The following is a 13,529-nucleotide window of genomic DNA, read 5'->3' on the forward strand; positions in this document are numbered from 1 at the left end:
GAGAATCCGCGACGAAACACATCGCGCCCGTATGCCGCTCAGTGCGCGTTGCGTTCGATTGGCGGCAGGCCGAGCGGCTTTCTCGCGGACTCGTAGGCACGGATGAAGCGCGGATCGTCGTCGAGTTCTCGCGCCATCCACTTGGACAGATCCGCGCCGCAAGCCGGGTCGGCGATGTCGCGGAAGCACGGCGAATTCGCCGGCATCATGCTGGCGGCCCAGTAGAAGCCGAAGAGCGCCTGCTTTTCCGCTGGGTCCATGGCGATGGCCTGGGGATCGGCGCCCGAAAACCAGCGATCGAGCCTGGCAGACAAGGACGCTTCGGTTTCGCGGCTATCGTAGGAAAACACGTAACCGCCGCCCGCCTGGGCGGTGCGAAAGTCGTTCATCACAACCTCCGAGACGAAACGCGCGGCATTTTGATTCGCCGCGAACGATTGCGCGCGCGCATCGCAAGTCAGGAACCAAACGAAGACGAGCAATGCCTTTGTTTTGTGCCGAACCAGCGGACGGCATTTTTTCCGATTGCTTGCCGAGTTCACGTGAATCAGAGGAAAGAATTTCGCATTACCGTCAATGAGAACGGCGCTGCAAATACAGTATTTATTCTACTGATTTATTCAAAGGACATGCGCGCCGAGGTCAGTTTGCGCTGGCGCGAAAATCCCGACCATCCGGTAGATAAATAATCTCCGCGTGCACCAATGCAAAAACGGCCCATACGGGCCGTTTCGTGCCTGAGACGCCAGCGTTGAAACTTACAGCGGCTGGATCGTCGAAGCTTGCTTGCCCTTCGGGCCTTGCTTGACTTCGAAGCTCACCTTTTGATTCTCCTGGAGAGACTTGAAACCCTTGGACTGGATTTCGGAGAAATGTGCAAACAAGTCTTCACCGCCGTCGTCCGGCGTGATGAAGCCAAAACCCTTTGCATCGTTGAACCACTTCACAGTACCTGTTGCCATTTTTCCAAACCCTATTGAGACGAATTACGTTGAAGATGCGCTTCGAATTTCGAGCGGCATAGAGTTTTACCATGCCACAAGTCGGAGTTCAAATAAGCGTTTCTGCTAAGAGACATGACATACACGCGTCATACTCCGCGCTCAGGCGCCGGTCGCGCTGATTTTTTTTGTCGGACATAATGCACGCGTCCGTTCGATTATCCTCGCCTTCACGGTCACGCAAACGACAAAGGCAAGCTCATATGGCACATACGCTTTCCAGCGGCGCACCGCGCGCCGCGTCCGCTTCCGCACGGCTCGACGCGCCCGGGATCGCCGAAGCGCGCCGGCAGCTTGCAGCCTGCTTCCGGCTGGCGGCGCTGAACGGGTTCGAAGAGGGCGTCTGCAATCATCTTTCGGCGATGGTTCCAGGGCATGACGATCTGTTCTTCGTGAACCCCTACGGCTATGCGTTCGGCGAGATCACGGCGTCGCGTCTGCTGATCTGCGATTTCCACGGCAACGTAATCGACGGCGAAGGCGAGCCCGAAGCGACCGCATTCTACATTCACGCACGCGTGCACAAGCTGATGCCGCGCGTGAAGGCGGCTTTTCATACTCATATGCCGAACGCGACCGCACTGTGCCTGCTCGACGGCCCGCCGCTTCTGTGGCTCGGGCAGACGTCGCTGAAGTTCTACGGCCGCACGGCGGTCGACGAGGACTACAACGGTCTCGCACTCGACAACGCGGAAGGCGATCGCATCGCGCGCAGGATGGGCGACGCCGATATCCTGTTCCTCAAGAATCACGGCGTGATGGTTGCAGGCGCAACTATCGCGGAGGCTTGGGACGATCTCTACTATCTGGAGCGCGCGGCCGAAGTGCAATTGCGCGCGATGAGCGCGAACCGGCCGCTCAAGCCGGTGCCGCACGAGATCGCGCAGCGCACGTACGAACAGATGCGCGCGGGCGATGCCGAAAGCGCGCGGGCGCATCTCGCGAGTGGCATGCGCCAGTTGCGCGCGCGAGGCATCGATTTCGAGGCGTGATGACTCCTTCGCGTCGAAGCGCCTGAACCAGCCGCGTTTGCCCATGTCGGTCTGCTGGAGGAAGCGCGGCCTGGCCCTGCAAATGAGTGTTTTTGCGAGCCGGTGTGCCTTACATCGAGATGTCGTGCAGGTCTTTCACGATGGGCGGCCCGATCGTGAAGTCTGAGAAATGGACCGTGAGACCGCCGCGCTCGGGCGTGCAACACATCGGGCCGACGAGCCATCGTGCGTTCGCGCTGCTCGATGAGAAAGGCGCGAGACGCATGAGCGTCCAGTTGCGTTCATCGGCGCTGCATTGCACTTTCAGCACGCCTTGCGCGATCGTCACGCGAAGCCGGAAGCGGTTTGCGCCGGCACGCGAGCCGAGCGACCAGTCCGAGAGGTCGTTCGTGAGTACGGTGCTGAACGTGAGCGCGCCGTCGTTGTATTCGGCGCCGGCCTTGATCCAGCGCTCGGGGCTTTCGCGGATCATCAGGCCCGCCTGATCGTATAGCGCGGAGAAATCGCCAGCGACGGCGACTTCCGCCGTAAAGTCGCCTTCCACGCTCGCCGCGAAAACATGGCCGTTGTCGCGCACGAAGCCGTAATGCGTCTCGCGCCAGAAGTCGGTGTTCGTGTCGGTGGTGACGATGAGCGTGTCGTTGTCGACGCGCCATTGCGCGGGCTCGTTGATCCACCGGCATTGCTCGAACATGGCGTCTGGCGTCGCGTGAAGATGGCAGCGCAAGTATTTCACGGCGCGCAAGCCGTCATGCTGCCGCGCGTGACACAGTGCAGGGCAACGAACGGTCGTAGGAAAACGGTTTTCTGTGTCGACTGCATTAACATACGAACACTTACCGTCACGCTTTGAATCGAGAGAACGATGGTCAAGCTGATGATGATTCTGCTGGGCGTCGACTATTTGCGCAATCGTTGGCGCAGCCTGACCGTCACGGGCTGGTTGCTTCTGGCCGTCGGCATCGGCGTCTTCATCGATGCCCTCGACGGCGCGCTCGGCTTTCCGGTCGCGTTCGTCGGCTGGCTGCTGCTGATCGAGGGCGCGCTGACATTGTCCGTCGCGTGGGCGGGCGTCGGCGGACAGCGCAGACTGCGCTATGCGAAGGGCATTGCATTCGTTCTTACTGCCGCGTTGATCTTCGAAGGCGATCATCACGGTCACTTCATTCTTTCGATCCTGATTGGTCTCGCGTTTATCTTCGACGGCCTGTTGCAGGCGACATCGGCGCTTGTCGTGCGTTACCGGCGCTATCGTGTCGCACTCGGCTTCGCCATCTTCGAGATCGTCCTCGGCATCTTCATGATTCAACCGTATCCGACGCATTACAAAGGCACGGTGCCGTATTGCATCGGTGCGTTCTTTATCTTCGCGGGCTGGAATCTGATCATGATCGGCATGCGCGTGCGCAAGCTGACGAGCAATCCGGCCGTATGGGGCGATGCAAGCGCGGAAGCGGCGAGCGTTGCGGACAAGGCGCCCGATAACGAAGCGCGCGTCTTGCAAGCCAGCGAATGGGACGGCCCACCCGCCGATAACGAACCGGCGCTCACCGTGCATGTGTGGACGCCGGTCGGATCGTCGAAGGCCGAAACGCAATGGCACCCGATCGTCGATCGTTATATCGCCGCGGTGGATCGCAATGGCGTGATCTCGACGGGACACGCGGCGCTCGAATCGCCGGAAGGCATCTATGTGAGTCTCTATCCCGCGGTTGAAATCGACCGCTCGCCCGATGACTTCGCGCGCCTGCTGCGTGCCACGCGCGAGAACGATGTGCCCGGCGTGTTCCAGCCGAGTTATGCGATCGAATCGAAGGCATGGTGTCCATCGACCGTGCGCGTGCGTATCCGCAATTACGACCCGGCGCGGCTCGATAGTTTCTGGCGCAACTATCGCGCGGATACGACTTATAACCTCACGCACCGCAACTGTTCGAGCAGCGTGTCGCGCGCACTCGACGCCGCGCTCGAAGGGGCGGCAGGGCGCCTTTACGGTTCGCGCGCGGGTTGGGGCGCGCTCGTCAGGATGATCGTGACGCCGGAACTGTGGGTCGCGGCGCAGATACGCAAGCGCGCGGTGACGATGGCCTGGACGCCCGGCCTCACGCTCGACTATGCGCGCGCGCTCAGCATGGTTGCCGATCCGCGTCCCTATGGCTGGCTGAAGGTCGCGCGCATGGCGCTTACGAAGATGCGCAAGTCGCGGCGTGCATGGCGCGAGGAAGGTGCGCTTGCGCAGAACGGCGGATCGAATGCCGATCCGCCCGCACGCGTTTGATGCGCTGCGCCGCTACGCTATAGATCGAGGTCTTCGGCTTCCTTGCGTGCGCGGCGTTCCTCGTTCGCGCGCCGTGCGCGCAAGCGCTGACGCGATAACTGAGCGATCACTTCGCCCGTCGACGCGCCCGGCGGAATTTCATTGCGAATGACCTTCGGCACCATCGGCAATCCCATGCGTTGTCGACGCAGCGCGCGGGCGATGGCGGTGCGGCATTCCTGACCGTGACAGTCCCATTCGTCACGGATTCGCTCGCAGTAGGGACATTTTTCCATCCCTCAAGTCTACCGCGAAACAGTGGCGGCTTCGTGCGTCACACATCCCATACGCCGCTCGCCGCGGCTCGCGTGGCGTAGTCCTCGAACGAGCAGGCTTCGCGATGCAACGCGGCGCGCACGCCATCGGCGGGCTTGTCGTTGGGGCCATCCATCACGGTCGTGAAGAGATGGAGAATCAGGTCGGTCTCGGGCTTCGGCACGCCAGCCGCGAGCAGAGCGTCGCGAAATGCATGGGGCGGCACGGGCACGAGCCGCATGTCACGTCTCGTCGCTTTCGCGATGCATGCGAGCGCTTCGGCGAAAGTGATCGCGCGAGGTCCGGTGAGTTCGTAAAGCCGCTTTTCGTGGCCTGGCTGCGTGAGTGCGGCGACGGCTGCATCGGCGATATCTTCCGCATCGACGAAAGGCTCTTTGATATCGGCGACGGGCAGCGCGAGCGTGCCCTCACGGATCGGATCCAGCAGAAAGCTCTCGCTGAAGTTCTGCATGAACCAGCTGCAACGCAGGATGGTCCAGCTCGCCCCGGAGCGTTGCAGCGCTTCTTCCGCCGCCTGCGCTTCTTCTTCGCCACGTCCCGACAACAGCACGATGCGTTCGGCGCCGCTCGACAACGACGCGTCGAAGAATACATCGAGATCGCGGAGAGCCGCGCGTGCGGCGCATTGCTGGCGGTGGCGATCCGGCGCGTGATGCCGCGTGCGGACAGCAAGCGCGTCAATGCGCTCGCGTTCCTGATCTGGCAGCCAGGCGAAGAAACAATGCGCCTTGCCGTCGCGCACAAGCGCGGTGAGGGCGCATTGCTCGTCGATGCCTATAAGCGAATGAGCTTGCGCGCCATCGAAGAGGCGTGAAAGGGGGGCCGCGTCATCCGCTCAACTGATTGGACGTGCTCGGCCGCCGCGCCCGCTGATGATGATCGAGGCTGCGGCGCAACACCTTTTTCACGAGGCCCTTGAGGAAGTGGATCGAGCGGTCCGCGCGTACGTTCAGATCGAACGGCTTCAGCTCGACAACCTGACGCTTGCCGCCTTCGGTGAGTTTCTCGCGCATCTTCCGATGATCGACGGCCATGGCCGTGAGCGTCTCGGACGCCTGCTTGAACGAAGCGCGATCGACGCGCGCGCAAACGTGGCACGCACGCTGAAAGAGCTTGTCGAAGACGGTGAGCCAGAAATCGTCCATGTCACTGCCGTCGCAACGTGCGAGCGCTTCCTGCCCTGTGAGGCGCAGATTGTGCATGTCGCGCAGCTTGGCTGTCTGCGTGATGCTGCCGAAGCGCCGCCGATAGCCGATCAGCGGCGCGGGAATCCGATAGATGCTTTTTGCGCGCAGATAAGTCGAGGGCACGAGGGCCATGTCTTCGTAGTTTCGTCCTTCGGGAAAGGGCGCTGCGTCGAACAGGTCGGTGCGATAGACGCGCGCCCACGCAAAGGTATGGAATCGATCGGCAAACTGCTGCAGCGCCGCGCGATCCATCGGATGACCGCCGCTCGTCGCATGGTCGACGAGTTCGATGTTATCGAGCTCGCGGTCGTCGTCATCGATGATCTTGACGTTGTACTCCACCACATCCCACTTGCGCTCGGCGAGCACCGGGATCATCGCTTCGGTGAAGCCCTTCAGATAGATATCGTCGCCGTCCAGGAAGCCGACATAAGGCGTTCGCACCGCCGCGAGGCCGGTATTGCGCGCGGCGCTCAGGCCGCGATTTTCCTGGTGTATCAATTCGATGTGCACGCCGCGATCGCGCTCCACGACCGAGCGCGCTGCCGCATAGGTCTCATCGCGAGAACCGTCATCGACCACGATGATCTTCATCGCGTCGATATGAGGTTGGGACAGGAGGGATTCGAGCGCTTCCTCGATGTATCCCTCGATGTTATAAGCCGCCACGACGATGCTGAGCAGCGGACTGGTGTCTCGCAAGGAGTCACTCTCAAACGGCATGGATGACGCTCTCCGTCGATTGATTGGGCTCTGTCTCTCCGCACGCACCATGCGAAGAGCCGTTGTCGATGTCCCGCCGTGCCGCCGCGCGCAAACGCGCATCACCTTGTGATTGATTGCGGCACGACCGGACATGCAGCTGGTCTGATGGATGAGGCTGGCTCGATCACCGTACAAGACGGGAAGCTCTGGCAGCGCATTATTGTTGGAGCATGTCACGTCATATGGCGGGCCCCGGACACCCCGGCCTGACGTGCATGTCGATGGAACAATCGTTAATAGAGCCGTTTTTGCCGGGCGGGTTCCCCGAGCAACTGCATGCTAGTCCTTCAAAGCAACGAAGCGATGACACTCGCCTCTTTCAGCGTGCAGGCAAATGCAGTCCACCGGGACATACTAGTGGAAAAACGGCCGCGTGAAGCTGGGATTTCATCGCCTCCGCTTCATATCGTCGACGCAGGATGGCTCGCAAACGTTATCGTCCTGAGTCGATGGTCGCAGTTCGGTGCGCTCGGCCACATGCCCGAGCATCTTCAGCATTCAGTCGTGACAAACGGTTTCTGCGTGCAAGCGACTGTAGCAATGCACTGCATATTTTTCTCATGACTTTCGCGTCGTGAGGTCGAAGAAGAAAATAATACGCATTCGGTTGAAGCGGCACGCTATCAAGCTCAGACGTTCTCCGGCGTATAAAGCTGCGCCGACAGCGGATACTGGCTGGCCTGTGCTGCTTCGCCCGGCAGCGCTTGCAACGCGCGCAGCATTGCCTGAATGGCCGTCTCGGCGATGCGCTGAAGCGGCGTGTCGATCACGAGATCGATGACGCCTTCGACGAGCGCCTCGTACCGGTCGGGCATCAGGTCGCTGCACACGGTGACGATGCGTCGTCCCGCGGCCTCTTCGCGCAGCGCGCGTATCACGCCGCCCACGCCGCCGCCGGGGATATAGAGGCCGGCGAGATCGGCATGACGCGCGAGCATCGCGAGCGTCGCCTCGTAAGCGAGTTGCTTGTCTTCGAGATTGATCTGCGTATCGAGCACGCGCAATCCGGGCGCATGTTCGCGCAAGTACGAGCGAAAGCTGATCTCGCAGCTTTCCTGACCGAGATAACGCGGCGTGCCGACGAACACGCCAACAGTGCCTTCGTCGCGACGCGTGAGGCGGCTCACGGCCCACGCGGCCGTGCGTCCGCTCTTGCGCGGATCGACGCCGATATAACCCGCGCGTAAGGGCGCACTCAGATCCGATAGCAACGTGACCGTCGGCTTGCCCTGCCCGTGAAGCGTTTCGATTGCGGCGGTCACATGCGGGTGGTCCACTGCGACGACGCCGAGCGCATCCACCTGCTCGCCGAGCGTAAGCAGCGTGCGTGCGATGGAAGCCGGATCGAGTTCATCCATGTACTCGATGACGGCGTTGCAATGCTCCGGTTCGTGGCGCGCGGCGGCATCCGTCAGAATGCGCGCGAACGTCTGATAGAAAGGATCCGCACGTTTCTGCAGACAGAAGCCGAGGGCGTAGCGTTCATGGCGCTCGCCGCGTTGCGCGCGCAGACGTTCGCGCATCAAGCCTGCGCCGTGATAGCCGATGCGCTCGGCTGCCTCGATCACGCGCAATGCAGTGCCTTCGCGCACGCTGAGACGTCCGTTGAAGACGCGATCCACTGTTGCCGCACTGACGCCGGCAGCATCGGCCACGGATTGAAGCGTGGGACGCTTGCTCATCTTTGATGTAATTGATGGGTTTTCAATTCGCTCGATGATGCCTAAAGATAGCAAATGCGCGTCAACATTGCGCGGGCGATGTATCCGCTTTTATCATCGAATCAGCAATGACGAATGATGCAAATCCAATCATCGCTTGAGGTGACATGATGGATTCCGAGCAGGCGCAAGGTGCGGGCGCGCGGGACGGCTATCGCGATTACCGGCTCATCGGCGGCGCAGGCGAGCGTGCGAAAGCGTCGGGCCTGGTCAATGCGGACTGGTACAAGTGCGCGGTGCCGCGGCCGGTCATGAAGAGCCTGATGCAGCGTGGCGATGCACGCGCCATCCGCGACACCTTGCTCTGGTATGCGTCGATCATCGCGAGCGGCGTGCTGGCGTGGTTCGCATGGCAAGCGCATTCGCTCTGGGCGATTCCCGCATTTCTTCTTTACGGCACGCTCTATTGCAGCCCCGCCGATTCGCGCTGGCACGAAAGCGGTCACGGCACCGCATTCAAGACGTCGTGGATGAACAAGGCGCTCTATCAGTTCGCGTCGTTTCAGGTGTTTCGCCGGCCGACGATCTGGCGCTGGAGTCACGCGCGTCATCACACGGATACGCTGGTCGTCGGAAGGGATCGCGAGATTGCCGTGCCGCTGCCGACGGACTGGCTGAGTCTCGCATTGAACGTCTTCGCGCTGAAGCACGCAGCGGGCGAAGTGCCGAAGATCGTTTCATCCGCGTTCGGCAATATCGGCGACGAAGAAAAGACCTACGTGCCGGAATCGGAATGGCCGAAAGTCATTCTTGAAGCGCGCGTGACGCTCGCGATCTATGCGGCGGTGATTGGCGCATGCTTCGTGTCTCATTCGATCCTTCCCCTGCTTTATATCGGCTTGCCGAGTCTGTACGGCGCGTGGCTCTATCTCTTCTTCGGCCTCACGCAGCATGCGGGGATGCCTGAGAACGTGCTGGATCATCGCAAGAACTGCCGCACGGTGATGATGAATCCCGTGTTCCGCTTTCTGTATCTGAACATGAACTATCACGTCGAACATCACATGTTCCCGATGGTGCCTTATTACGCGCTGCCGCGCCTGCACGAAGCGGTGAAGCATGACATGCCGCCGCCTTACACGAGCACGATCGCGGCATATGCAGAGATCATTCCGGCGCTCGTGCGGCAAACGCGCGATCCGTCGTATCACGTCGAAAGACCGATGCCCGCCGCGACGCAGGCATGACCAAGGAGGCCGTTCCGATGACGCAATGGATCGATGCAGCTGCGATGGACGATATCGAAGACGAAGACGTGATGCGTTTCGATCACGATGGCCGCACCTTCGCGATCTATCGTGTGAACGATGCCGTCTATGCCAGCGATGGCCTATGCACGCACGAGCACGTTCATCTGAGTGACGGATTCGTGATGGACCACGTCATCGAATGTCCGAAGCACAACGGACGCTTCGACATTCGCGACGGCCGGCCGCTGTGCGCGCCTGTTTGCGAAAAGCTGCGGACGTATCCCGCGAAAGTCGAGGATGGCCGCATCTTCATCGAGGTCTGATGCCCCGTCGACGATCGACGTCGGTATGTGGCGCGCACGACGACGCGCCACGTCCGCTTGAACCGCTATGAATGCGCGAAGGCTTAAACGCGGAACATGCTGACGACGCGCGCAAGCCGCTCGGCCTGATCGCGCAGTTCGGCGGTGGAATGCTCCGCTTCACCGACGAGCGCGGCGTTCTGTTGCGTCGCTTCGCCGATCAGCATGACCGCGCTGTTCACCTGCTCGATGCCGCTTGCCTGCTCGCGTGACGCAACGCCGATTTCATCGACGATGGCATTCACGCGCGAGACTTGCTCGACGATGCCGCCCATCGTGCTGCTCGCTTCCTCGGCGATCTTGTAGCCGTGCGAGACCTTCGCGGCCGATTCGGCGATCAGCACTTCGATCTCTTTGACTGCGCCCGCGCTGCGTTGTGCGAGCGCGCGCACTTCCGATGCGACGACCGCGAAGCCCTTGCCGTGCTCCCCCGCGCGCGCGGCTTCGACGGCAGCGTTCAACGCGAGAATGTTGGTCTGGAACGCGATGCCTTCGATCGTCGCGGTGATGTCGGCGATGCGTCGCGCCGATGCGTCGATCTCGCCCATCGTCGCGACCACGCGCCCGACTGCATGACCGCCTGCGCGCGCGGCATCGGATGCGGACGCGACGAGCGTCCCCGCCTGCGCCGTATTCGCAGCGTTCTGCTGCACGGTGCTCGTGATTTCTTCCATGCTCGCAGCGGTTTCTTCGACGCTCGCGGCCTGGGTTGCGATGCGCGTGGCGATATCGCTGCTGCCCGATGCAATGCGCGCCGTCCCTTCGTTCATGTCCGCCGATGCGCTGCGCACCTGCGCGACGATGCCCGCGAGTCCGCGCGCGATGCCGTCGATCGCACGCATCAGCCGGCCGATATCGTCCTCGCGCGCGCTGTCGATCCGCACGGTCAGGTCGCCCGCGGCGATGCGTTCCGACGCGCGCGTCACGTCGTCGATGGGACGGCCCACGAGTCGCGTGACCGCATAGAGCAGCACGCCGACGAGCAGCGCCACGATGACGAGCCCGAGAACCAGGAAGCGATTGCGGCTCGCGTGAACGTCGGCGAGCACTTCGTCGCGATATGCAATGCCGCCGATCATCCATTGCCATTGCGGCACCGTCATATAGATGATTTCCTTGTTGCCGCCATGCACGCGCGAATCCGCGCCCGCGATATCGGGGCCGTCGAACGAGAGCTCGCCTTCGTGCGTGTCGAGCATCTGCTTGAAGGGCGCAACGCGTTCATCGGCCAGTTCGCCTTTCGAACCGGGATGCACGAGCAGCTTGCCGCGGTTCGGGCCAGTCGATGCATCGACGACGAAGTGATAGCCGCTCGCGCCGATCGCGAGCTTCGCGATGGTGTCCTGCAACGCTGCGAATTCGGATGTCACGTCGACGCCAACGAAAAGTGCGCCGATGATGCGTCCCGAGGCATCGGTGACGGGCTTGTACGCGGTGATGTACTGCTTGCCGAAAAGCGCCGCGATGCCGATATAGGGCTTGCCTGCAAGGATCGGCGCATACGCGGGGCCCTTGCGGTCGAGCAGCGTGCCGATCGCGCGCGTGCCGTCCTGCTTCTTGAGCGACGTCGTCACGCGCACGAAATCGTCCCCGGTGCGGGCGAAGATCGTCGCGATGGCGCCGCTTTCCTCGAGGAACGCGTCGGGAATCGTGAAGTCGTTGTTCAGCGCCTTGTCGCCCGCGAGGAAAGTCGGCGTGGCTTTACCGTCGATGTCCACGGTGCGGGTTTCATCGAGCGCGAACGTCGAAGGCAGACGATGCGCGAAGATCGTCATGAAGCGCGTGACTTCCGCGCTCACGGCCTTGTCGAAGAGGCCGATCATCGTCGCGATCGAGCGATTCTCGCTTTCGACGCGCGCGAGCGCATGCGTATCGACTTGCTCGCCCGCGCTGCGCGTGACGGCGATGGTGAAGAACGCGACGACGACTGCCGTGAGCGCGCAGGCGAGCACGGCGAATTTGGTCCCGACGTTGGTCCGGGCCAGAACATTACGAAACATGGGGAATCACTGGGCGATAAGAGTTGTGATGATCCTTATCGGCAGATGCTTAAGAAACTTTAATTTGCCGCAGGCATGAAAGCCATTGCGATGGCTTCGCGTGCGCCGAGCGGCTCCTGTTTACCAAGACAAATCTCAGAAAACGATTAACTTTTCGTACGCGTCGATACGGGTGCTGAAAGGGCTTCCAACTCGCCCGTCAGCAACAGTTCTGTCACAGCTTAGGGCAAATACTAGGATAGCCAGTAGGCAGCAAACCCACTATTCTTCGAAAAAACGTTTTCCAAAACCTCGGCGAGCTTGCGCTTTTAACCGGCGCAAAGCCATCGCCCACGGCGCTCGTCGCCGTTCACGCAACAAGAAACGCGGCACGACGAGCGCCGCCGCGTCCGGAGACTTACATGAACACTGTCGTTGCCGGCGTCGTGCGTACCGCCAGCCGCTATCGCTGGACCGTGTGCGCGCTGCTGTTTTTCGCCACGGTCATCAACTACATGGACCGGCAGATCCTCGGTCTGCTCGCCCCCATGCTGCAGCACGACATCGGCTGGACGCAGGTGCAGTACGGCCGCATCGTGATCGCGTTCTCGGCTTTCTATGCGATCGGCCTGCTGTGTTTCGGGCGTATCGTCGACTGGCTCGGCACGCGCATCTCTTATGCGCTCGCGATGTTCGTCTGGAGCATCGCCGCGATGCTGCACGCGGCCGTCGGCTCGGTGATGGGCTTCGCCATGGTCCGCGCGCTGCTGGGCATCGGCGAGGGCGGCAACTTCCCCGCGGCCATCAAGACAACCGCCGAATGGTTCCCGCGCCGTGAGCGCGCCCTCGCGACTGGTATTTTTAATTCCGGCGCGAACATCGGCGCGGTCTTCGCACCGGCACTCATTCCCGCGCTCGCGGTGGCCTTCGGGTGGCGCGCTGCGTTCGTGATGGTCGGCGCGATCGGCCTCGTGTGGCTCGTCGTGTGGTTCGTGATGTACCGCCAGCCGGACGGCCGCGCGCACGACGACGAAATCGCCGACGAAGGCGATGACACCAACGCCGCCGACGCGGCCAACGCCAAGGCGCGCGCGCCGGGGTTCAAGGAACTCATCAGGAAGCGTGAGACGTGGGCGTTCATCGTCGGCAAGTTCCTGACGGACCCGGTGTGGTGGTTCTATCTGTTCTGGCTGCCGAAGTGGCTCAACGAATCGCGCGGCATGGACATGCAGCACATCGGCTTGCCGCTCGTCGTGATCTACGCGATCACGACCATCGGCAGCATCGGCGGCGGCTGGATTTCTTCCGCGCTGCTGCGCGCGGGCTGGACCGTTAATGCGGCGCGCAAGACGGCAATGCTGATCTGCGCATGCGCCGTGTTGCCGATCGCGTTCGTTTCGCAGGCAGAAAACCTGTGGGTCGCGGTGGCCATCGTCGGTCTCGCCGCAGCAGCGCATCAGGGCTGGTCGGCGAACCTCTTCACGACGGCATCGGACTTGTTCCCGCGACGTGCGGTGGGCGCGGTGGTCGGCATCGGCGGCATGGCCGGTTCGATCGGCGGCGTGCTGTTCTCGGAAGTGATCGGCCAGGTGCTGCAACGCACGGGTCACTACTGGGTGCTGTTCGCGATCGGCGCATCGGCGTATCTCATCGCCTTCGGGATCATGCACTTGCTCACGCCGAAGATGACGCCGGCGAAGCTCGCAGCGTAATTCGTATTAGCGATTATTAGTCAAGAC

At 61.8% G+C, this 13,529-nt stretch carries 14 protein-coding genes; 6 read left to right on the plus strand and 8 right to left on the minus strand.

What is annotated here, in order from left to right; genetic code table 11:
* Nucleotides 1-38 precede the first annotated feature (38 nt).
* Both NCS03_RS20950 and NCS03_RS20955 read right to left on the minus strand, forming a co-directional pair.
* A complete protein-coding gene (locus NCS03_RS20950; protein WP_250503644.1) occupies nt 39-389 on the minus strand; it encodes a hypothetical protein in 351 nt (116 codons plus the stop codon).
* A 369-nt stretch (nt 390-758) separates the two neighbouring features.
* Nucleotides 759-962, minus strand: coding sequence for a cold-shock protein (locus tag NCS03_RS20955; protein ID WP_008347993.1), 204 nt, complete (start codon nt 960-962; stop codon nt 759-761).
* A 242-nt stretch (nt 963-1,204) separates the two neighbouring features.
* On the opposite strand from NCS03_RS20955, the gene NCS03_RS20960 reads away from it, so the two are divergent.
* Nucleotides 1,205-1,993, plus strand: a complete 789-nt coding sequence (locus tag NCS03_RS20960; RefSeq protein ID WP_250529708.1) for an aldolase — start codon at nt 1,205-1,207, stop codon at nt 1,991-1,993.
* 109 nt (nt 1,994-2,102) lie between these two features.
* Here the strand turns inward: NCS03_RS20960 and NCS03_RS20965 are convergent, their stop codons facing one another.
* Nucleotides 2,103-2,729: a DUF1349 domain-containing protein gene (locus tag NCS03_RS20965; protein WP_250529709.1), complete on the minus strand. Its 627-nt coding sequence runs from the start codon at nt 2,727-2,729 to the stop codon at nt 2,103-2,105.
* 129 nt (nt 2,730-2,858) lie between these two features.
* On the opposite strand from NCS03_RS20965, the gene NCS03_RS20970 reads away from it, so the two are divergent.
* Nucleotides 2,859-4,271, plus strand: coding sequence for an HdeD family acid-resistance protein (locus tag NCS03_RS20970; protein ID WP_008347998.1), 1,413 nt, complete (start codon nt 2,859-2,861; stop codon nt 4,269-4,271).
* A 17-nt stretch (nt 4,272-4,288) separates the two neighbouring features.
* Here NCS03_RS20970 and NCS03_RS20975 read toward each other — a convergent pair whose 3' ends face one another.
* Nucleotides 4,289-4,546 (minus strand): hypothetical protein, encoded by a 258-nt coding sequence (locus tag NCS03_RS20975; protein ID WP_033536198.1) that lies wholly within the window; start codon nt 4,544-4,546, stop codon nt 4,289-4,291.
* A 38-nt stretch (nt 4,547-4,584) separates the two neighbouring features.
* Nucleotides 4,585-5,037, minus strand: a complete 453-nt coding sequence (locus tag NCS03_RS31360) for a Rossmann-fold NAD(P)-binding domain-containing protein (RefSeq protein WP_502801533.1) — start codon at nt 5,035-5,037, stop codon at nt 4,585-4,587.
* Between NCS03_RS31360 and NCS03_RS20985 the strand changes: the two genes are divergently transcribed.
* Nucleotides 4,945-5,400, plus strand: a complete 456-nt coding sequence (locus NCS03_RS20985; protein WP_502801538.1) for a hypothetical protein — start codon at nt 4,945-4,947, stop codon at nt 5,398-5,400. The genes NCS03_RS31360 and NCS03_RS20985 overlap by 93 nt on opposite strands.
* 13 nt (nt 5,401-5,413) lie before the next feature.
* Here NCS03_RS20985 and NCS03_RS20990 read toward each other — a convergent pair whose 3' ends face one another.
* Both NCS03_RS20990 and NCS03_RS20995 read right to left on the minus strand, forming a co-directional pair.
* The gene (locus NCS03_RS20990; protein ID WP_144403691.1) at nt 5,414-6,475 is read right to left on the minus strand and encodes a glycosyltransferase family 2 protein; all 1,062 of its coding nucleotides are present in this window, start codon (nt 6,473-6,475) and stop codon (nt 5,414-5,416) included.
* 692 nt (nt 6,476-7,167) lie between these two features.
* A complete protein-coding gene (locus NCS03_RS20995; RefSeq protein ID WP_250529712.1) occupies nt 7,168-8,220 on the minus strand; it encodes a LacI family DNA-binding transcriptional regulator in 1,053 nt (350 codons plus the stop codon).
* A gap of 146 nt (nt 8,221-8,366) precedes the next feature.
* Between NCS03_RS20995 and NCS03_RS21000 the strand changes: the two genes are divergently transcribed.
* Together NCS03_RS21000 and NCS03_RS21005 are read left to right on the plus strand one after the other, a co-directional pair.
* On the plus strand, nt 8,367-9,446 hold the full coding sequence (locus tag NCS03_RS21000; RefSeq protein ID WP_175980807.1) for a fatty acid desaturase family protein: 1,080 nt from the start codon (nt 8,367-8,369) through the stop codon (nt 9,444-9,446).
* Between the two features lie 17 nt (nt 9,447-9,463).
* Nucleotides 9,464-9,772 carry a non-heme iron oxygenase ferredoxin subunit gene (locus tag NCS03_RS21005; RefSeq protein WP_008348011.1) on the plus strand — a complete coding sequence of 103 codons (309 nt, stop codon included), beginning with the start codon at nt 9,464-9,466 and terminating at the stop codon, nt 9,770-9,772.
* Nucleotides 9,773-9,855: 83 nt separating this feature from the next.
* Here the strand turns inward: NCS03_RS21005 and NCS03_RS21010 are convergent, their stop codons facing one another.
* Nucleotides 9,856-11,811 (minus strand): methyl-accepting chemotaxis protein, encoded by a 1,956-nt coding sequence (locus NCS03_RS21010; RefSeq protein WP_175980809.1) that lies wholly within the window; start codon nt 11,809-11,811, stop codon nt 9,856-9,858.
* 401 nt (nt 11,812-12,212) lie between these two features.
* Between NCS03_RS21010 and NCS03_RS21015 the strand changes: the two genes are divergently transcribed.
* Nucleotides 12,213-13,502 carry an MFS transporter gene (locus NCS03_RS21015; protein ID WP_175980811.1) on the plus strand — a complete coding sequence of 430 codons (1,290 nt, stop codon included), beginning with the start codon at nt 12,213-12,215 and terminating at the stop codon, nt 13,500-13,502.
* The last annotated feature ends 27 nt before the right edge of the window (nt 13,503-13,529 follow it).

The sequence above is a fragment of the Caballeronia sp. ATUFL_F1_KS4A genome (assembly GCF_023630905.1).
GTDB classification, from domain to species: domain Bacteria; phylum Pseudomonadota; class Gammaproteobacteria; order Burkholderiales; family Burkholderiaceae; genus Caballeronia; species Caballeronia zhejiangensis.